The sequence below is a fragment of the Klebsiella sp. GW_Kp181 genome (assembly GCF_040062315.1).
GTDB classification, from domain to species: Bacteria; Pseudomonadota; Gammaproteobacteria; order Enterobacterales; family Enterobacteriaceae; genus Klebsiella; species Klebsiella oxytoca.
In genome coordinates this window covers 49,802-68,927 of the sequence record NZ_JBEAFR010000003.1, presented here as the reverse complement: position 1 = coordinate 68,927, position 19,126 = coordinate 49,802, and the positions used below count along the sequence as shown (strand labels likewise).

The 19,126-nt window shown below is 55.4% G+C and carries 17 protein-coding genes and 1 pseudogene; 7 read left to right on the top strand and 11 right to left on the bottom strand.

Annotated elements, in window-relative coordinates; translation table 11 throughout:
- Positions 1-59 precede the first annotated feature (59 nt).
- The 5 genes and pseudogenes from ABLV11_RS03240 (at position 60) to rlmA (ending at position 4,126) form a co-directional block, all read left to right on the top strand.
- The gene (locus tag ABLV11_RS03240; protein WP_004103312.1) at positions 60-350 is read left to right on the top strand and encodes a YebO family protein; all 291 of its coding nucleotides are present in this window, start codon (positions 60-62) and stop codon (positions 348-350) included.
- 612 nt (positions 351-962) lie between these two features.
- Positions 963-1,107, top strand: a pseudogene (locus tag ABLV11_RS03235) (DUF2627 domain-containing protein).
- Positions 1,108-1,119: 12 nt separating this feature from the next.
- Positions 1,120-1,329 carry a transcription antiterminator/RNA stability regulator CspE gene (gene cspE / locus ABLV11_RS03230; RefSeq protein WP_001062678.1) on the top strand — a complete coding sequence of 70 codons (210 nt, stop codon included), beginning with the start codon at positions 1,120-1,122 and terminating at the stop codon, positions 1,327-1,329.
- 190 nt (positions 1,330-1,519) lie between these two features.
- Positions 1,520-3,265 carry a peptidoglycan glycosyltransferase FtsI gene (ftsI, locus tag ABLV11_RS03225; RefSeq protein WP_004103311.1) on the top strand — a complete coding sequence of 582 codons (1,746 nt, stop codon included), beginning with the start codon at positions 1,520-1,522 and terminating at the stop codon, positions 3,263-3,265.
- A 60-nt stretch (positions 3,266-3,325) separates the two neighbouring features.
- Positions 3,326-4,126 (top strand): 23S rRNA (guanine(745)-N(1))-methyltransferase, encoded by an 801-nt coding sequence (rlmA, locus tag ABLV11_RS03220; RefSeq protein WP_024274396.1) that lies wholly within the window; start codon positions 3,326-3,328, stop codon positions 4,124-4,126.
- Here rlmA and mntP read toward each other — a convergent pair.
- From mntP to manX, 5 genes are all read right to left on the bottom strand, one after another.
- Positions 4,123-4,689 (bottom strand): manganese efflux pump MntP, encoded by a 567-nt coding sequence (gene mntP / locus ABLV11_RS03215; RefSeq protein WP_024274395.1) that lies wholly within the window; start codon positions 4,687-4,689, stop codon positions 4,123-4,125. The genes rlmA and mntP overlap by 4 nt on opposite strands.
- Positions 4,690-5,113: 424 nt before the next feature.
- Positions 5,114-5,572 carry a DUF986 family protein gene (locus ABLV11_RS03210; RefSeq protein ID WP_348855190.1) on the bottom strand — a complete coding sequence of 153 codons (459 nt, stop codon included), beginning with the start codon at positions 5,570-5,572 and terminating at the stop codon, positions 5,114-5,116.
- A 53-nt stretch (positions 5,573-5,625) separates the two neighbouring features.
- The gene (locus ABLV11_RS03205; RefSeq protein ID WP_004103307.1) at positions 5,626-6,477 is read right to left on the bottom strand and encodes a PTS mannose transporter subunit IID; all 852 of its coding nucleotides are present in this window, start codon (positions 6,475-6,477) and stop codon (positions 5,626-5,628) included.
- Positions 6,478-6,489: 12 nt separating this feature from the next.
- Positions 6,490-7,290 carry a PTS mannose transporter subunit IIC gene (gene manY / locus ABLV11_RS03200; protein ID WP_004103305.1) on the bottom strand — a complete coding sequence of 267 codons (801 nt, stop codon included), beginning with the start codon at positions 7,288-7,290 and terminating at the stop codon, positions 6,490-6,492.
- Between the two features lie 60 nt (positions 7,291-7,350).
- Positions 7,351-8,319 (bottom strand): PTS mannose transporter subunit IIAB, encoded by a 969-nt coding sequence (gene manX / locus ABLV11_RS03195; RefSeq protein WP_004103303.1) that lies wholly within the window; start codon positions 8,317-8,319, stop codon positions 7,351-7,353.
- A 446-nt stretch (positions 8,320-8,765) separates the two neighbouring features.
- Between manX and yoaE the strand changes: the two genes are divergently transcribed.
- A complete protein-coding gene (yoaE, locus tag ABLV11_RS03190) occupies positions 8,766-10,325 on the top strand; it encodes a CNNM family cation transport protein YoaE (RefSeq protein ID WP_017145648.1) in 1,560 nt (519 codons plus the stop codon).
- Positions 10,326-10,363: 38 nt separating this feature from the next.
- Here the strand turns inward: yoaE and ABLV11_RS03185 are convergent, their stop codons facing one another.
- The 4 genes from ABLV11_RS03185 to pabB all read right to left on the bottom strand — a co-directional run bounded on the left by ABLV11_RS03185 (position 10,364) and on the right by pabB (position 15,580).
- The gene (locus ABLV11_RS03185) at positions 10,364-11,926 is read right to left on the bottom strand and encodes an EAL domain-containing protein (protein ID WP_070556946.1); all 1,563 of its coding nucleotides are present in this window, start codon (positions 11,924-11,926) and stop codon (positions 10,364-10,366) included.
- Positions 11,927-12,054: 128 nt separating this feature from the next.
- The gene (gene sdaA, locus ABLV11_RS03180; protein ID WP_004103297.1) at positions 12,055-13,419 is read right to left on the bottom strand and encodes an L-serine ammonia-lyase; all 1,365 of its coding nucleotides are present in this window, start codon (positions 13,417-13,419) and stop codon (positions 12,055-12,057) included.
- A gap of 223 nt (positions 13,420-13,642) precedes the next feature.
- Positions 13,643-14,221 carry a CoA pyrophosphatase gene (locus ABLV11_RS03175; RefSeq protein WP_004103295.1) on the bottom strand — a complete coding sequence of 193 codons (579 nt, stop codon included), beginning with the start codon at positions 14,219-14,221 and terminating at the stop codon, positions 13,643-13,645.
- A 3-nt stretch (positions 14,222-14,224) separates the two neighbouring features.
- Positions 14,225-15,580: an aminodeoxychorismate synthase component 1 gene (gene pabB, locus ABLV11_RS03170; protein WP_126489271.1), complete on the bottom strand. Its 1,356-nt coding sequence runs from the start codon at positions 15,578-15,580 to the stop codon at positions 14,225-14,227.
- Between the two features lie 90 nt (positions 15,581-15,670).
- On the opposite strand from pabB, the gene ABLV11_RS03165 reads away from it, so the two are divergent.
- Positions 15,671-15,850, top strand: coding sequence for a YoaH family protein (locus ABLV11_RS03165; RefSeq protein ID WP_004103292.1), 180 nt, complete (start codon positions 15,671-15,673; stop codon positions 15,848-15,850).
- 17 nt (positions 15,851-15,867) lie between these two features.
- On the opposite strand, the gene ABLV11_RS03160 is transcribed toward ABLV11_RS03165, so the two are convergent.
- Together ABLV11_RS03160 and ABLV11_RS03155 are read right to left on the bottom strand one after the other, a co-directional pair.
- A complete protein-coding gene (locus tag ABLV11_RS03160) occupies positions 15,868-17,880 on the bottom strand; it encodes a heparinase II/III family protein (RefSeq protein ID WP_023329843.1) in 2,013 nt (670 codons plus the stop codon).
- Entirely contained in the window at positions 17,880-19,118 is a 1,239-nt protein-coding gene (locus ABLV11_RS03155) for an alginate lyase family protein (protein ID WP_126489269.1), read from the bottom strand. The genes ABLV11_RS03160 and ABLV11_RS03155 overlap by 1 nt, the downstream gene beginning before the upstream one ends.
- Between the last annotated feature and the right edge of the window lie 8 nt (positions 19,119-19,126).

Below are 19,126 nucleotides of genomic sequence, written 5' to 3'. Positions count from 1 at the left end.
ACTGATTTTCTTCTGCCGCGCGGGTGGTAGAATGAACGCCTTCTCTTTGAGGTGGTGAAATGAGTGAGTTACTAAATCCCGGGATTGTAAGCCTGGCATCCGTGGCGCTGTCTGTCGTGCTGTTGCTTGTCGGCCTGTTATTATGGTTTTTTGTTAATCGCGCCAGTTCGCGCGCAAATGAGCAGATCGCGCTACTGCAGGCGCTTCTGGATCAGCAAAAGCGGCAAAACGCGCTGCTGCGCCGTCTCTGCGAGGCCAATGAGCCTGAGAAGGAGAGTGCAGCAGAACCTTCCATAGCCGAGAAGGGGAAAGGCGACGACGACTTCATTCGTCTGGTCGCAGAGCGCTAATCTGATTGTCAGGCGTGCATCGTAGGGTGTGCGCCTGTATCTCACCCCGGTCTATAACCTATCCTTATCAATAAATCTTCTGCTGACGGTTATCCGGCGTGCCGGCAAGCGGACGCTGTGCGTTAATCGCGCCTCTTTAATTAGTTTGTTTAATTAATCAAATAAAAGGACAGAAACGGCCTGACTGTCATCAGGTCTTCATTATTGCCGTGCAGTATAGACAATATTTTAAGTTATTCCATTTACGCGCTTCGATATTATGCAATGGTCCTGCAAAGCAATTTTTCAGCTATCGATATGAGCTTTTAAATGCATCTTTATGCAATACTTTTTGTTGCCCCCTAAAATTGGCAGTTTAGCTTTGAGCGGGGCGGGGTACGCCGAAGTTGTTGAAGAATGGCGGATAAACTCTCTTTCCGGAGCCAGTCTCTACGGCACAGACGCGGGGCGGAAAGGATAAGGCAGAGGGAGCAAAGTCGCATAAATGTGCAGGTGATCAAATGATTCCCTTATAATTTGTGCGAGCGATCGAGACCCATCTAAAAATGGCTTGCCATTATTAACGTAGTATGTGATAACACGTTTCGGGTTAAACGAGGTACAGTTCTGTTTATGTGTGGCATTTTCAGTAAAGAAGTCCTGAGTAAACACGTTGTCGTTGAATACCGCTTCTCTGCCGAACCTTATATTAGTGCCTCATGCAGTCATGTGTCAGTTTTATCTATGTAAGTGCCCACGGGCGAAGAAAACAGTCTAAGGAATTTTGCAAATGGCAAAGATTAAAGGTCAAGTTAAGTGGTTCAACGAGTCTAAAGGTTTTGGCTTCATTACTCCGGCTGATGGCAGCAAAGATGTGTTCGTACACTTCTCCGCTATTCAGGGTAACGGCTTCAAAACTCTGGCTGAAGGCCAGAACGTTGAGTTCGAAATTCAGGACGGCCAGAAAGGTCCAGCTGCAGTTAACGTAACTGCTATCTGATTCAAGACCACTGAATCTTGTAAGAAAGCCTCGCGACCGCGGGGCTTTTTAGGTTTTATTGCAAATCATGTCAATTATCCTCCCACCGTTGCGCTTTGTTGCAAAACAACATCCTTATTAGCACTGTTTAGCAATCTGTTTTGTATATATCTGTTAAATCAGGTGGTTGCAAAATAATGATGGAGCTAAGGTGCAAAAGAACAAACTTAAGTCAGCCGCCAACTTTACCCCTTTGCGGTTCGGGTTGCTATGCGTGGCCATTCTTTGCTGTATGGGGCTGCTGCTGGTCCGGGTAGGCTGGCTGCAAATTGTCTCTCCTGACAATTTGGTGAAACAAGAAGATATGCGCTCCTTGCGCGAAGAGCCTATCGACGTGCAGCGCGGCATGATTAGCGATCGCGAGGGCCGCCCGCTGGCGGTTAGCGTTCCGGTGAGCGCCATCTGGATCGATCCGCAAACAACGCTCGCAAAAGGCGGCGTCGGATATGGCCCGCGCTGGCAGGCCATGGCGCAAGCTTTACATCTCAACCTTAGCGAGCTGGCTCATCGCGTGCAGGCGCATCCTCACGCGCGCTTTCTCTATCTCGCGCGCCAGATAAATCCTGAGCAGGCAGAGTGGATCGACAAGCTGCGCCTGCCGGGTATCAATCTGCGCGATGAGTCGCGTCGCTTTTATCCCGCTGGACACGTTGCCGCTAACCTGCTGGGCTTTACCAACATCGATAATCAGGGGATCGAGGGAGTCGAGAAAAGCTTTAATGCTCAGCTGACCGGTCAACCCGGGCGTCGGCTGGTGCGCAAAGATCGTCACGGCAACGTCATCGAAAATATCACGGAAGTTCCGGCAGTCCCGGCCCATAATTTGCAGCTCAGTATCGACGAGCGTCTACAAACGGTGACCGAAGACGCGTTGGATAACGCCGTGCGCTGGAACAAAGCGGAATCGGGGGCGGCGGTATTAATTAAAATTGATACCGGGGAAATTCTGTCGATGGCCAGCTACCCTGATTTCAACCCTAACAATCGCGATGATGCAAAGCTGGATGATTTCCGCAATCGCGCGATTAGCGATACTTTCGAGCCGGGGTCGACGGTTAAACCGCTGGTGCTGATGACTGCCCTCCAGCAAGGCATTGTTCAGCCGGATAGCGTGGTGGATACCCATCCGTTTATCCTCGACGGCCATCGCATTCGCGACGTGGGTTACTATCCAGAATTAACCCTCACCGGCATCCTGCAAAAATCCAGCGATACCGGCGTTTCACATCTGTCGCTGGCGATGCCCATTCAGCATCTCATCGATACCTATAAAGCGTTCGGTTTCGGCGATTCTACCGGCCTGGGATTAACCGGTGAAAGCGCCGGGCTGATGCCGCAGCGCCGCTATTGGGGACAGCTCGACCGGGCGACCTTCGCCTTCGGCTATGGTCTGATGGTCACGCCGCTGCAGCTGGCGCACGTATACGCTACCATCGGCAGCTACGGTATTGAACGTCCGCTATCGATCACGCGTATCGATCCGCCGGTCATGGGGACCCGAGTGATGCCGGAGCAGATAGTGCATGAAGTCGAGCATATGATGGAGAGCGTTGCCTTGCCGGGCGGCGGGGGGACCAAAGCGGCGGTGCGCGACTATCGGGTAGCGGTAAAAACCGGTACCGCCAAGAAAATCGGCCCTGACGGGAAATATATCGACAAATACGTTGCCTATACCGCAGGCGTCGCGCCGGCCAGCAATCCGAAATTCGCCCTGGTGGTGGTGATGAACGACCCCAGCAACGGTTCATATTACGGCGGAGCGGTGTCGGCGCCGGTATTCAGTCAAATTATGGGCGATGTGCTGCGCCTGGAAAACGTCATGCCCGATGGAATGCCGGAGGGCTCGGAAAACCTGATCGTCATGCATCACGACGGCGTTCTGCCGCCTGCGCTGTAACGGTGGCCTGGAAGGGCGAATAGCGCTACACTTTCGCCCTTTCAGCACACCGGAGTTGCCATGTCTTACAGTTGCCCTCTTTGCCACGCGCCGCTTGCGCGCCGCGATAATAGCTTTATCTGCCCGCAGCGGCATCAGTTCGATCTGGCGAAGGAAGGGTACGTCAATTTGCTGCCGGTACAGTTTAAGCGCTCCCGCGATCCGGGCGACAGCGCCGAAATGATGCAGGCGCGGCGAGAGTTTCTCGATGCGGGTCATTACCAGCCGCTTCGTGAGGCGGTCAGCGCTTATCTGCACACCTTCGCGCCAACGGATTTACTGGATATAGGCTGTGGGGAAGGCTACTACACTCATGCCTTCGCCGCTATCGCCGGCCGCTGTTGGGGACTGGACGTGTCGAAATCGGCGATTCGCGCGGCGGCAAAGCGCTATCCGCAGGTCAGCTTTTGCGTCGCCTCCAGCCAGCGATTACCGTTTGAGGATGCAAGCCTGGATGCGATAGTGCGTATTTATGCCCCCTGTAACGCGCTTGAACTGGCGCGCGTTGTCCGTACCGGCGGCTGGGTCATCACCGCGACGCCGGGACCTCGTCACCTGATGGAACTAAAAGGGTTGATCTACGACGAAGTGCGTTTGCACGAGCAAAACACGGAAGCGCTTGAGGGTTTCACGCTACGTCATCAGCAGCAGCTGGCCTATCCGATGCGCCTCAAAGGCAGCGAGGCGGAAGCTTTACTGCAAATGACGCCGTTTGCGTGGCGGGCAAAACCGCCGGTTCGGGAAACGCTGCGCCAGCAGGCGCTATTCAGCTGCCAGACCGATTTCATGATTCACTGCTGGCAGCGCGACGCTGAGGGTTAGCCGGCAAAATGGCTCCAGAGTATTTGGGCGCCGATGCCGATCAGCACGATACCGCCGAGGATTTCCGCCCGTTTGCCGAGCAGCGGGCCGATAAAACGTCCTACCATAATGCCCAGCGTTGACATTATCAGCGTCGCGCAGCCGATAGCCAGCGCGGTGGCGATAATGTTGACCTGCAAAAACGCCAGGCCAACGCCGACGGCCATAGCGTCAAGGCTGGTGGCGAAAGCGGTGGTGACCAGCAGCCAGAAACCGTGACGGCGCGGAGCTTCACACTCCTCGCCATCGCCGCCGCGAACCCCTTCGATAACCATTCGGCCGCCGAGAAATACCAGCAATATAAAGGCTATCCAGTGGTTCCACTCGAGCACGAACTGGCTGGCGAGCATCCCCATTCCCCACCCGAACAGCGGAGTGAGCGTTTCGATAGCGCCAAAGATGAGACCGGTGCGCAGAGCTTCGGAAAATTTAGGTTTATGGAGAGTCGCGCCTTTACCAATAGAGGCCGCGAAGGCGTCCATGGACATGCCGAAGGCAAGAAGAATTGTAGCGGATACATTCATGAGAGCGTCCTGACCGGGGATAATCCATATGACACATCGCCGCCCCCAGTAAAAATACGCAGCCCATCCTGAAGATGAGGCGCCGCGTACAGCAGCGATGCGTCTATGGTCTCGCCTGGTTGAAGACGTTCTTCTTCAACCCGCACGTGCCACGTTTTGCAACGAGTATGTTGACACGTACATTTTCCGACAGGCAGAAAATTGGCTACTCCCCAACGACGGGCGCAACCTTAACATAATTTTAGAATATAAAACAATAACAGAATCGCGTTATTTTAATAACCAAATGATAACGATTTTCATTTGAATTTAGAGGTGAATGATTCGTTAATAAATATCGTTGAGTTAAGCGGCTGAAATATAGCTATGGCTATGTTTCAGCTGCCGGGAAATGATTAAATATAGCGTAAGCTATATTGTTAACTCATTGATTGGAAACGAGAAATTTGTATATCTTTTCCAGGTCGTCGATATTTCGTACGCGGATCAGCAGGCGACGTTGTTCTAATTTCATCACCAGCACCCCGTCTTCTGATAAATTCATCTCTGTAATACGCTTATATTCAATCCAGATATTGGCGAAAAAAAAGCCCTGCTTTTTGAAGATGATTTTGGGCGAACGGATCCAGAAAAGATATAACCCCATTAAGGCCAGGGCAGATAATAACCAGGTGGTGATAAGTTCGCCATGATTAGCGATGTTGTTATAAATCAGAATGGCAATAAGACCGACGAAGATAATGCCATCGACGCGATTGCGGCGGAGCAGGGGGATTGCCAGCAAAACGGGGCCATTGCGGCGCGGCATGATGAACTGGTCGTAAACCGCAAACGCGAACAGTACAAGAATAAACAGGATTAACACCAGGTCCGTGATTGTCATCCATCCTCCAAATAAAAAAGCCGGGGGCAAGCCCCCGGCGCACAACGTATTGATTACTGGCCCAGCAGGCCGACTGCGTAGCCTGCAATACCGATGACGAAGAAGCCAACGATGATCCACAGGGCGTTAACTTTCTTACGCAGCAGCCACATACAGGCGAAGGTCAGCAGCAGCGGCACCAGTCCCGGCATCAGCTGGTCAAGGATAGTTTGCACGGTGGTCACGCGCGTCTGGCCATCCTGACCGGTGATGGTGGAGACCACCAGCGGAATGTTGACGTGCGTCCATTTGTTAACCAGCGCCCCCATGACAAACAGGCCGAGAATAGACGCCCCCTCGGTCAGTTTCTGCAGGAAGCCGCCGCCCATATCTTTAACGATGTCGATACCTTTACGGTAACCGTACGCTACGCCGTAATAACGGGTCAGCAGACGCACCGCGTTAAACAGGATAAAGAACAGCAGAGGCCCGAGCAGGCTGCCGCTCATCGCGATACCGGCGCCGAGTGCGGCGAATACCGGACGAACGGTACCCCAGAAGATTGGGTCGCCTACGCCAGCCAGCGGGCCCATCAGGCCAACTTTGATACCGTTAATAGCACCATCGTCAATCTCTGCGCCGTTAGCACGCTGCTCTTCCATCGCCAGCGTAACGCCAAGAACCGGCGCTGCAACGTACGGATGGGTGTTAAAGAACTCAAGGTGACGTTTAATCGCCTGTTTACGCGCATCGTTGTTCTCCGGATACAGGCGACGAATAGCCGGTACCATGGAGAAGCAGAAGCCCAGCGCCTGCATACGTTCGAAGTTCCATGAACCCTGGAACAGGTTAGAACGAATGAACACGCCACGAATATCACTCTGAGTCAGTTTTTTCTCGGTGGTATTTTTAGTCATATCAACCATTTCGCTCACCTGTTAGTCCAGTTCGTTGTCGAGATCGTTATTACCAGCAGCCTGCACAGGCGCACCCGCTACGCGGTTATATTTCGGGCTCAGCTGGATGTAGAGCACCGCCATCACGGTACCAATGACACCCAGAGCGACCAGGTTGAAATCGGTGAACGCGGCGGTAACAAAGCCCAGATAGAAGAACGGCATCAGGTAGCCTGCGCGCATCATGTTGATGACCATCGCATAACCGACAACCACGATCATGCCGCCCGCGATGTTCAGACCGCCGGTGACCACTTCTGGAATGGCGTTCAGCATGCCCTGCACTTCGCTGGTGCCCACGGAAATCGCCACGATAACCGCCGGAATAGCGATACGCATGGCCTGCAGGAACAGAGAGGAAACGTGTAGCCAGGATATGGCCGTCAGGTTTCCGTTCTCCGCGGCCTTATCCGCCGCGTGCTGGAAGGCAACGGTGATGGTACGAACGATAATGGTCAGAACCTGGCCTGCCGCAGCCAGCGGGATGGCCAGCGCGATACCGGCACCGATGCTTTGATGGCCGGCGATAACCAGAACGGTAGAGATAATAGATGCAAGGGCGGCATCCGGCGCAACGGCCGCACCGATGTTCATCCAGCCCAGGGCGATCATTTCCAGGGTACCACCGATAATAATACCGGTTTTCATATCCCCGAGAACGGCGCCAATCAGCGTACAGGCCACCAGAGGACGGTGGAACTGAAATTCATCAAGTACCGACTCCATACCCGCAATACACGCGACGATGAACACCAGCACAATCTGAAGAAAGGTAATCTCCATTGCACTTCTCCTGTTGATTAAGTCTTAAGTTGAAAATTGCGTTGCGATCTGCGGGGTGACTTATTTCACCTTGGCGATCAGATCCATCATTTTCAGTTTCTGGTCGGTGGAAACTTTGCGGGCTTCCAGTTCGATACCGCGGGCGTTCAGCTTTTTGAACGCTTCGATATCTTTTTCATCGACCGAAATGGCGTTGTTCACCTGCGTTTTGCCCTGACGGAAAGCCATACCGCCGATGTTGACGCTGGTGATTTTCACGCCGCCTTCAACCACGCGCTCAACGTCCGTTGGGTTAGTGAACAGCAGCATAATGCGCTCGCCTGCGTATTTGGGGTTGTTATAGACGCGGATCATTTTCGCGACGTCTACAACGTGGGCGGTAACGCCCGGAGGAGCAACCTGAGTCAGCAGCGTTTTACGTACCGTATCCGCCGCAACTTCGTCGCTGACGACGATAATGCGGGAAACGTTGGTTTCTTTAGTCCAGCGGGTGGCGACCTGACCGTGGATTAAACGGTCATCGATACGCGCAAGCCCGATAACCATGTAGTCGTTTGGACCCATTGGTTTCAGCGGCGCAGCCGCTTTCGGTGCAGCAGCCTGAACCGGAGCAGGGGCGGCCTTTTCCACCGGCTTCGCTTTCAGGGCCTTCACGCCTTCGCGACCGGTTTCCACCGCCAGGGCAACCAGCTCATCGAACGACGGGTTATCGTCGCGCGCCATCAGCGTTTCGACCAGCATCGGAATATTAACGCCCGCGATGACTTCATAATGTTCTTTATCGACGACAATGCGGCTGGCAGCGTTAAACGGACTGCCTCCCCATGTATCGACGAGAAATAACACGCCTTTTGCTGTATCCAGCTTTGCCAACTGAGCGTTGTACTTCTCGATCAACGTTTCTGCGTTTTCGCCAGGAACGAAATCGATCCAACCAACGTTTTCCTGTTCGCCCAGCAGCATTTCTGCCGTTTTTAACAGCTGTTCTGCAGCCCAACCATGTGTGCCTATTACAATAGCAATCGTCACTTGCTACCTCCTTTATAATCGTGAATGCATCATCTGTTGTGATACATCCTGAATCACTCTTGCGAACAAAATCGATTCAGTAAGGGTGTAAGATATAAAGTAATTACTACAGCGAATTATTTTAGACAGTGAAAAAATAATTAATGTGATGAAGCTCCGCTAATTTTGCATCGGTTGGTAATTATTTTGCAGCGCAAAAAATAGTCTTAGCTATTGCAAAGACAGGTAAATTTTTTCCAATATTGCTCTATATTTTGCTATGTTTACGTTCCGTTTAATCACTCAGGAGTATAGGGCATAGCCCGCTATATGGATCGTCACCGACGCCTTTTCACCTTCCGGCATTCGTCTGCCGCCATCACCTGCTACGTTTTTTCACCAGCAACAAGTGTCTCGTCTGTGCATGACACAGCGATGACTACGCCTGTCGTTAACTGGAGCTGCTCATGGAATTCTTAATGGATCCCTCTATTTGGGCCGGTTTGCTGACGCTTGTCGTCCTTGAAATCGTATTGGGTATCGACAACCTGGTATTTATCGCCATCCTTGCCGACAAGCTGCCGCCAAAGCAGCGGGATAAGGCGCGCCTGATCGGCCTTTCGCTGGCGCTGTTTATGCGCCTGGGTCTGCTGTCGGTCATTTCGTGGATGGTGACGCTCACTAAACCGCTTTTCAGCGTTGCCGATTTCTCGTTTTCCGGACGCGACCTGATCATGCTGCTCGGCGGGATATTCCTGCTGTTTAAGGCGACCACCGAACTTCATGAACGGCTGGAGAACCGCCAGCATGACTCCGGTCATGGTAAAGGTTATGCCAGCTTCTGGGTGGTCGTACTGCAAATCGTGGTACTGGACGCCGTGTTCTCGCTGGATGCCGTGATTACCGCGGTCGGGATGGTTAACCATCTGCCGGTGATGATGGCGGCGGTGGTGATTGCGATGGCGGTGATGCTGCTGGCCTCGAAACCGTTGACTAATTTCGTCAACCAGCATCCGACAGTGGTGGTGCTCTGCCTGAGCTTCCTGCTGATGATCGGTCTGAGCCTGGTCGCGGAAGGTTTTGGTTTCCATATACCGAAGGGCTACCTGTACGCCGCGATTGGCTTCTCGATTACCATCGAGTTCTTTAACCAGATTGCGCGTCGTAACTTTATTCGCCACCAGTCGACGCTGCCTCTGCGCGCGCGTACCGCCGATGCGATTCTGCGTCTGATGGGCGGCCGCAAACAGAGCGCTGCGGCACACGATAGCGATAACGCCTCGGTGGTGCCGGTACCGGAAGGTGCGTTTGCGGAAGAAGAACGCTATATGATTAACGGCGTGCTGACCCTGGCCCAGCGTTCGTTGCGCAGCATTATGACCCCGCGTGGGGAAATAAGCTGGGTGAACGCCGAGCAAAGTGAAGAAGAAATTCGCCGTCAGCTGCTCTCTTCGCCGCACAGCCTGTTCCCGGTATGTCGCGGCGAGTTGGATGAAATCATTGGTATCGTGCGGGCGAAAGAGATGCTGGTGGCGCTGGAAGCCGGTGAAAACGTTGCCGCACTGGCGTCGGCTTCGCCGGCGATCGTGGTCCCGGAAACCCTCGACCCGATTAACCTGCTGGGCGTCCTGCGCCGGGCTCGGGGTAGCTTTGTCATCGTCACCAACGAGTTTGGCGTGGTGCAGGGTCTGGTGACGCCGCTGGACGTACTGGAAGCGATTGCCGGTGAGTTCCCGGACGCCGACGAAACGCCGGAAATTATCATTGATGGCGACGGCTGGCTGGTGAAAGGTTCAACCGATGTGCATGCCTTGCAGCAGGCGGTAGGCGTCGACGATCTGGTCGATGAGGACGAAGATATTGCGACGGTTGCCGGGCTGGTCATTGCCGTCAACGGTCATATTCCTCGTCCTGGCGACGTGCTGGAACTGCTGCCCTTGCAGTTCACCATCGTGGAAGCCAACGACTATCGCGTCGATCTGGTACGCGTCGTCAAGCAGCGCCAGTATAACGACGAAGAAGAGTAACCTTTGTGCCCGTCGGTTTCATGCCGACGGGCTGTTTATTACCGCATTTCCCGACGCTTTTCCGCCGCCAGCCACTGCGGAAAGTCCTCTACCGGCATAGGTCGGGCATAATAATATCCCTGCAATAAATCGACGCCGTTGTCGCGCAGATAGGCTTCCTGCTCCTGGGTCTCGACGCCTTCCGCCACCATCACTATCTTCAGACGATGGGCGAGAGCGATGATCATGTCGGTCACCGTTGCGTTGACGCTATCGACACCAATCGCGCCGATGAAAGACTTATCAATCTTCAACACATCAGGACGCAGTTTTTCCAGCCAGGAAAGAGAGCTGTTGCCGGTGCCGAAATCGTCGATGGCCAGCTTTACTCCCTTAAAATGGAGATGTTCGGCCATATGGTGATCGCCATCCTGGAGCACGTCGCGTTCGGTGAGCTCAACCACCAGCTGCTGTACCGGATGGGCGCTAAACCAGTAGTGATGCAGATCGCGCAGCAGTTCGCCATTCGCGAAATGGCGGGCGGCGACGTTAATGCTGATGTGAAACTGTTTATCCTGCGGAAAGAGGGCTAATTTATGGGCCGTTTGCGAAATAACGTAGCGGGTCAGGGGCAGTATCAGGTTATAACCTTCGGCGATAGGGATAAAGACATCCGGCGAAATAGCGCCTCTGCGCGGGTTATTCCAGCGCAGCAAAATCTCCACGCCGCAGCATTGCCGGGTGCGTAAGTCCTGCAGGGGCTGGCACCAAAGCGTGAACTCATGGGCGGCGATACCAAGGTTAATTTCCCGGGAAAAGCTCATTCTTCCCGCGGTCGCCAGCCATGCAATACCGGTCATCAACAGGCTGATTATCAGCGCCAGCGGCAGTTCGCCCGGTAGCTCATTGAAGGCGACCGCTGAGGCGCCCGGCCCGCTGACGCTAATCGTGAAAGGAAATTCCGTCGAATGCTGGCGATAGATGATTTGCTCGCCTGGCAGCGTTTCGTGATCGACCAGCCCGGTGCCGCTAATAAAGCTTTTTTCACCGACGCTGAGGCCAATTCCGGTAATTAACGCCGATTTTGCATTGAAAATTAACTCGCCCAGCAGCTCGATATTAATCACCAGCAGCACGCCGTCGTCACCGCTAAGCGAAGCGGGATACCACTGGATGAGAACCGGCGTTCCCTTGAGCAACGAGGAGTCGTAGCTGAAAGTAAGCAGCGGGTGACTGGTCGGCAAGGCGGGCTGTAACTGGTGCACCGGAATATTTCGTTGGCCAAAAATACTGGAGCAGTACAGCTGTTTCGACTGCACCAGGGCGATGGATCGCACCGTCTGTAGCGACGCGGCCAGCTTACGTAACGTGAGATGAATTTCCTGACAGGGCTGGTTTACCAGGTGCAGCAGGGGGGCATGCTGTGCCGCCAGAGGCCGCAGGATATTATCCATGGCGGTCACCATTTTATTGGTGCTGATCTGGACGCGCTGCTGATTTAGGCTACGCTGCGAAATAAATCGTATTACTAACGTCGTCGTTAGCGTAAGTAGCGCGACCAGCAAGCAAACGAGAATGCGTTTCCTGCGATAGGTTGTGATAACTTTTTGTGCAGTCTGCATGCGCGACGCCCTGTCGGCTAAAAGTGTTAATGAGAGTAACAGCCGTTATAGAGCAAGTGTAGTGGGCGCAGATAATATCGAGAGGAAAAAGAAGAATGCGCCCGTGGGCGCATTCTGTTGAGCAATGATTAGTCGCACTGAACTTTGATTGCCAGGCCGCCGCGCGACGTTTCCCGGTATTTGGCGTTCATGTCCTTACCGGTCTCATACATCGTTTCAATGACTTTATCCAGCGACACGCGCGGTTCGCTGGTGCGGCGCATGGCCATCCGACTGGCGTTGATGGCTTTGACGGAAGCGATGGCGTTACGTTCAATGCACGGTACCTGCACCTGGCCGGCCACCGGATCGCAGGTGAGACCAAGGTTGTGTTCCATGCCGATTTCCGCCGCCACGCAGACCTGCTCGGGGCTGGCGCCAAGGATTTCCGCCAGACCTGCAGCGGCCATCGAGCAGGCCACGCCGACTTCGCCCTGGCAGCCGACCTCAGCGCCGGAAATGGACGCGTTCATTTTATACAACGTACCGATAGCGCCAGATGCAAGGAAGTAACGAATATAGATATCCGGGCTGACGGACTCGATGAAGTGGTCATAGTAAGCCAGTACCGCCGGCACGATGCCGCAGGCGCCGTTAGTCGGTGCCGTGACCACGCGGCCACCAGCGGCGTTTTCTTCATTGACCGCCAGCGCGAACATATTGACCCAGTCCACCACGTTCATCGGGTCGCTGGAGAGCTTATCGCTGGCAACCAGCATCCGCCGCAGCGCCGAGGCGCGACGAGGCACGCGCAGCGGGCCAGGCAGTACGCCTTCGGTGTTCATGCCGCGGTCGATGCAGGCGCGCATGGTCTGCCAGATATTAGCAAAATAGTCTTCAATCTCTTTTTTGCTGTGCAGAGCCAGCTCGTTCTGCATTACCATGCCGGACAGCGACATGCCGGTCTCTTTGCAGTAGCCCAGCATCTCCTGGGCGGATTTGAACGGGTAGGGTACGGAAAGTTCGCTGGCGCTCTCTTTGCCGAAATGCTCTTCATCGACGATAAAACCGCCGCCGATGGAGTAATAGGTTTTGCTGTAGATTTCTTTCTCGCCAGCCCAGGCATGAATGGTCATCCCGTTTTCATGCAGCGGCAGGTTGTCGCTACGAAAACGCATGCCGTCATTCTGCGGGAAATCGACCTCATGCTGCCCCTGCGCCAGCAGCAGGCGTCCGCGCGTTTCAACGTCGCGAATAAATGCCGGTATCGCGTCAATATCGACCGTATCGGGCTGATTGCCCGCCAGTCCCATAATAATAGCGATATCCGTATGGTGGCCTTTGCCGGTTAATGACAGTGAGCCGTAGACGTCAACCGCCACGCGCGTCACTGTATTAAGCAATCCCTTTTCGACCAGGTCATCGACGAACTGTTTACCGGCCTTCATCGGCCCTACAGTGTGGGAAGATGAGGGGCCGATCCCCACCTTGAACATGTCGAATATACTAATCACGCTAACACTCCTGACAGGGTTGTCGCGAGTGCGACAACGATGTAATCACTGCGCATAGTGTAAGAGGGAACCGGGCCATCAGCTTATGTATTCACATGAATTAAACTAATGGATAACCGCGGATTTACTAATGCTGTGAACCCGCGCTATTAAGTATATACCCTGGAGAATTCGAGTTGCAGAAAAGCTAGCTTACACGCAACCTGAAGTATGGCGGGTAGCGCTAAGGACGAGCGCCTATCTGCAGCGCCAGCTCGCGAATAATACCGGCGGTCATTCCCCAGACAAAATAATGCTGGTACCAGGATAGCCAGACGCGATGCGAATTGCCGCGGCGATGGATATCCAGCGGGTGATAGCGTCCCAGCCGCAGCGCTTCGGCCAGCGGCATTTCGAAGACCGCAGCGACTTCATCCTGGCTGGCATGATAGTGCAGGTCAGGTGGAATAATCCCTACCACCGGGGTGACCTGAAAGCCGGTGACGCTATCCACCGGCGGCAGAACGCCGATGACCTCAACCGACTCTGGCGGGATCGCGACCTCTTCCTGCGCCTCGCGCAGCGCGGCGGCGATCAGCGTCGCATCGCTGTTATCTACCGCGCCGCCGGGAAAAGCGACCTGACCCGCGTGCTTGCGCATCAGCGGCGAACGCTGGGTTAGCAGCAGCCCAGGCTGCGGGCGACGTACAATCGGGACCAGTACCGCAGCCTGACGCTGGTTAAGCGCGCTGCGCGTGGGCTGCGGGCGCAGAAGCTGAAAACGCGAAAGGAAATCGTCAAGTTCGAGGGCGCTGTCCGCCATGTGCTAGCTCTCCAGTTGCTGCAGGATACGATTAACTTTATCAAAAGTTTCCTGATATTCCGCTGCTTCATCGCTATCGGCGACAATCCCGCCTCCGGCGGAGCAGTAAAGCTGCCCCTGCCAGGCCGTCAGCGTACGGATGGTAATGCTGGTATCCATATTGCCGCAGAAGCTGAGATATCCGATGCTGCCGCACCACGCATTGCGCCGCTGCGGCTCCAGCTCATCGATGATCTCCATCGCTCTGACCTTCGGCGCGCCGGTAATTGAGCCGCCGGGAAAGGCCGCGCGCAGCAGGTCGGCGGCGTGCAGATGGAAAGGCAATCTGGCGGTCACGGTGCTCACCAGGTGATGCACGGCAGGGAAGGGCTCCACCACAAACAGTTCGGGCACCCGGACGCTACCGGGAGCGGCAACCCGGCCAATATCGTTGCGCATTAAATCGACGATCATCAGGTTTTCGGCGCGGTCTTTTGGCGAGTTCGCCAGCTTTTGCGCCTGCAGCGCGTCCTGCTCAGGGTCGGTCAGCCGGGGTAGCGTCCCCTTAATCGGCCTGGTTTGAATTTCGCCTTGCCGGAGCTGAATAAAGCGCTCGGGCGACAGGCTTAATACTGCCCCTTCATCCAGGCGAATAAAGGCGCTGAACGGCGCGCGATTGGCGCGGTTAAGCTGACGGAAGGCCTGCCACTCATCCCCACGATAGCTTGCCGTAAACCGCTGCGCCAGGTTGACCTGATAGCAGTCGCCGCTGTGCAGCCAGGCCTGGATCTGGCGAAACTTCTCGCCATACTCTTCGCGGCTCATATTTGAGCGCCACGCTGAGGTCAGGGTAAAGGTTTCGGCGACAGGCTCTGCCTGTGCTTCCAGCCACGCCAGGCGCGCCTGCGGATCGTCATAGCTGAATAACGACACCTCCCGACGCTGGTGATCGACGATCAATGCCCAGTCGTAGATCCCCACCGCCATATCCGGCAGCGCGATATCCGCATCCGCTCGTGACGGCAGAGATTCAAAGCGGCGGCCCAGATCGTAGCCGAACAGCCCCAGCGCGCCGCCGAGAAACGGCAGATGCGGATGAGGCTGCGGATGCAGGTTGAAGCGCGCCAGCTGCTGATGCACGAGCGTGAGCGGATCGGCGTCAGAGGTGATGACGGTTTCCCCCTCGTTGATGACGGTCGTTTGACCACGCGTTACCAGCGTGGCGCGCGGCTGGGCGACAACAATATCAAAACGATTATGCGGATGTTCGGCAAAGCCGGAATGCAGCAGCATCGCCCAGGGCCGGGAACTTAAGGAGCTAAAATAGTATTCAGCGGCATCCGGACGCCAGGGCAGGGAAATCATAGCGGGGGACAACATCGTCTTCTTCAATCCTGATCGTTACCGCCCGCTGGTATACAAGAGGACGGCGTGAAATAATTACGCCCCACAATGTAGCAGGAGTCAGTCATGTTTGCAGGTTTACCTTCGCTGAGCCACGAGCAACAGCAAAAAGCAGTGGAAAGAATTCAGGAGCTGATGTCCCAAGGCATGAGCAGCGGCCAGGCTATTGCTTTAGTGGCCGATGAACTGCGCGCCTCCCATACCGGCGATCGGATTGTGGCGCGCTTTGAGGATGAAGACGAGTAAACTCCCTGCAGTTGAGATCAGGTGCCGCTTTCCGCGAACGGAAAGATCGCATCGGGTCGTTTCCCGGGGGCGTCGTAAAGCGTCACGTGCGTCACGCGCTCGCCGCGCCAGAAGGTAATTTGCGTCCCGACTGGCGTATGATTCACTTGCACTTCCGTCAGCGGTGCGCTGTTGGCAAAATCCCACAGGCAGACAAAACGCGCCTGCGGCAGGTGACTGCGTATGACCAGATAGCTGAGATCGTGAGTCGCCGGGTTATCGGGTGCCACTCCCTGCCAGAGTTCACCATCACCGGAAAGCCAGAGCGCAACGGTATCGCCGTCGCGCGCAAAGTGGCGCGGCTGGCAGCCGTTCAGCGGCGCCATGGTTGCATTGGCCATATGCCGCAGCGGTCCGCTGAGCGAAAAGGGCTGCGGCGTGCCGCTCTGATCCAGCGCCTGCGCCGCCAGGTGCAAAGTCCAGTCGAGCTGCTGGCGATGTGGGTTCTCTACGGTAGAGAGATCGATCAGCACCTCTTCAAGCCATAGCAGGCGACGGCGAAAGCGCACATCTCGCCAGGCCGTCGCGTCCCACTCGACGCGGCTATGACTGTCTAGCTCCGGCGGCGGCTTGCCCCAGTCAACCTCGCTGTCCAGCCACAGAGCGTCGCTATCCATATGCCAGCCTGATACCTGCGGATTGGCCGGAGGCTGGTTGGTCTGATTGACGGAAAGCGTATTATGGGTGGCGCTGTTTTTGTAGTAGTCGTAGTGCATTTTCGCGCCGTAGCCGGTTGTGCCCATATCCGGGAGCAGCCAGCCGTCGTGATGCCAGAGCATCAGCCCCAGCCTGTCGTAATGATCGTGTTCGCCGCCCCAGGGACTGTGCTTTATCAGCAGCGCCTGCTGCGGGCGCCGCCAGAGAGTGAGCCCCGCGCCTGGCGCAAACAGCGATTGCTGAGGAATGAGCGCCTGCGTCGTTTCAGGCAGCGGCTGGTTGCGCCACAGCAAGGTCTCGCGGACATCAGGTTCCGTTTCAATAAACTGCAGCACGGCGGCGTAGAGCGGGTCACGCCAGATAAACCAGGCGAATTCGTACAGATCCCGGTGTCGCAGCTTTTCTTGTCCGGCGAGGCAGTCGTTGAGGCGAGGGAAGGTTCCGTCCGGCAGCAGCAGCGACAGCGGGAACTTCAGCATCGGCTGATACCAGGGGCCATCCAGCAGGCTCCAGCGAGTGCCGCGCGCCAGTTTTTCAAAGGCAAAAAAGCCCTGCAGCGCGTAGTAGTGGTAGTGAATCGAACCTTCAAACCATAGCCCCTCCGCCAGCAGGCCCTTTTCCAGCTGCCAGCGCAGGCCGTAAGGCTGGTTAACGGCGAATTCCAGCAGGCTCTCATCTTCGAGAACGAAACCGAGAACGCCAAGCGCCGCGCTAATTTTGACTTCGTGATTATGAATCTGCGCAGTGCGGTGCTCGCGTAGAAACGTTGCCGCGCAGCGCAGCAGGTTGTCGCGAATATGCCGCTCTTCAGCGGAGGTTAAGCCGTCGCGAATAAAGTCATAACCCAGCGCCATCTCCAGAATACAGTTGGCTTCACACAGCGTCTGGGCGTTCATCTTCCCCGGTCCGTTGTTGGGAATATCACCGTGAATTTGATAGCCGGGATAGACGTCAGCGTAACCCATCAGCAGCGTGCGAACTTTATCGCGATACGCCGTTTCGCCGGTCAGCCGCCATATCAGACCAAGCTGCTGACAGGCGCTGGCGTTACGACCGTTCATTTCTCGCCACCATGCGCCGTCCCACGGCTCACCGCTGAAAATTTCGCCATCAACCGGGCAGGCGTGGCGATGAGGCATATCCGCCCGCCACGTCAGCCGCACGCCGTGATGGGGGCAAAAATAGTAGAGGTTCCAGCTGGCGATCCCCGTTTGTGGAATGAGCGCCGTCGCGTCAAGCTGCGGTTGCGCTTCCTGCACCAGCCGTTCAAGCAGACCGCTATCGCCGGCTGCACGTCTGGCAATGTCGGGCCAGAGTCCAGAAAATTGTTTCATTAGCGGTTATCCCTGACCTCTGACGATGGGGAAAGCGGAACAATGAGCGTGGTGATATCGTCGGGATATTTCGCTCTTAACCATTGCGCTTTGGCGCGGAACAGGGGATCTTCCGGCCAGGCATGCGCGGCGGTGGCCATATTGCGCAGCGCTTTCTTGTCGTCCATCTTATCAAGGTCTTTCCAGGGCCATGGCGTATCGCTGTTAATAAACCCGGCGATGTATTGATAGCCTTTGCGCAGGCTATGGTCGTCGAGGGTGAAGTTCCAGATATCGACGCCCGCCTTCTCGCCCAGACGACCCAGTCGGTTATAGGCTTCAAGGTTGAAATTGCTGTAGTGCCACGGACGCGTGCGCTCCAGCTCGCCCATCTGGCGGCCTTCAATGTCGAATTGCCCGGCAATGCGTCGTAGCTGGGTAATGTACAGGCGCTGTTTCGCCTCGTCAGTTTTACCGCTAAACAGGGCGAAGGTCGCGGCCTGCATATCAAAATAGCTGCCGTGGTTGTTGTGCCAGTTATCTTCTTCGAAACCGTTCTGGCTGGTGGTCATCCACTGGTAATACTCGCCAAACCACTGCTTTAATGCGCTAACGTCGTTTTCGTTCAGCGCCTCTGAGGATTGCAGCAGGGCGATAGCATCCACCACCTCTACCAGCGCGCGGCTATCAATAATGCCGATACCGCGTCCGGTATTAATGCCGGGAATGGCCTGGGCATATTGCAGGTTGGGATTCATGCGCGTTTGTGGATCGATAAACCAGCTCTTCAACTGGGCCGCCGCCTTCTGCGCGTAGCGATTGTCCTGGGTGAAGTACCACGCCAGCGCAAGGGTTGATACGTCGTTACTCATCTTCACCAGGCGGTTTTTATCGGTGGCATCGCTATTGGCATCCGGGTTGGTTTGCCCATCCTTACGAATATAGGGCAGTCCGTCTTTCGTATCAGGGTTCGGCCACCAGTAGGGAGGGAAACTATAGTAGTCGTGCTTATCGCCGCTGGCGGCGACCAGGGTTTTATCCATCACCGAGAACAGCGGATGCTTGAGCGCCAGATCGGCTTTTTTTTGCAAAGCCGCTTGCGCCTGCACGAATAGCGGATCTTTCGCGGCAATCTGCTGGCGGCTCAAGGTTAAATCCTTTCCGTCGAGCGTGTACGGCTCAGCGGCATATGAGGAGGCGCTAAGGCCGGAACAAAACAGCGCAATGCCTAACAAACCTCGGCGAGGTATTGAGATCATAGTGATAA

Excerpts from the sequence above, each read along its gene's own strand:
- ABLV11_RS03205 (WP_004103307.1), bottom strand. The coding sequence starts at position 6,477 with ATGGTTGATATGACTAAAAATACCACCGAGAAAAAACTGACTCAGAGT.
- ABLV11_RS03175 (WP_004103295.1), bottom strand. The coding sequence starts at position 14,221 with ATGGCGGACAGCGCCCTCGAACTTGACGATTTCCTTTCGCGTTTTCAG.
- cspE (WP_001062678.1), top strand. The coding sequence starts at position 1,120 with ATGGCAAAGATTAAAGGTCAAGTTAAGTGGTTCAACGAGTCTAAAGGT.
- ABLV11_RS03185 (WP_070556946.1), bottom strand. The coding sequence starts at position 11,926 with ATGCAGACTGCACAAAAAGTTATCACAACCTATCGCAGGAAACGCATT.
- ABLV11_RS03210 (WP_348855190.1), bottom strand. The coding sequence starts at position 5,572 with ATGACAATCACGGACCTGGTGTTAATCCTGTTTATTCTTGTACTGTTC.
- ABLV11_RS03155 (WP_126489269.1), bottom strand. The coding sequence starts at position 19,118 with ATGATCTCAATACCTCGCCGAGGTTTGTTAGGCATTGCGCTGTTTTGT.
- pabB (WP_126489271.1), bottom strand. The coding sequence starts at position 15,580 with ATGTTGTCCCCCGCTATGATTTCCCTGCCCTGGCGTCCGGATGCCGCT.
- manY (WP_004103305.1), bottom strand. The coding sequence starts at position 7,290 with ATGGAGATTACCTTTCTTCAGATTGTGCTGGTGTTCATCGTCGCGTGT.
- ABLV11_RS03165 (WP_004103292.1), top strand. The coding sequence starts at position 15,671 with ATGTTTGCAGGTTTACCTTCGCTGAGCCACGAGCAACAGCAAAAAGCA.
- ABLV11_RS03160 (WP_023329843.1), bottom strand. The coding sequence starts at position 17,880 with ATGAAACAATTTTCTGGACTCTGGCCCGACATTGCCAGACGTGCAGCC.
- mntP (WP_024274395.1), bottom strand. The coding sequence starts at position 4,689 with ATGAATGTATCCGCTACAATTCTTCTTGCCTTCGGCATGTCCATGGAC.
- ABLV11_RS03240 (WP_004103312.1), top strand. The coding sequence starts at position 60 with ATGAGTGAGTTACTAAATCCCGGGATTGTAAGCCTGGCATCCGTGGCG.
- yoaE (WP_017145648.1), top strand. The coding sequence starts at position 8,766 with ATGGAATTCTTAATGGATCCCTCTATTTGGGCCGGTTTGCTGACGCTT.
- rlmA (WP_024274396.1), top strand. The coding sequence starts at position 3,326 with ATGTCTTACAGTTGCCCTCTTTGCCACGCGCCGCTTGCGCGCCGCGAT.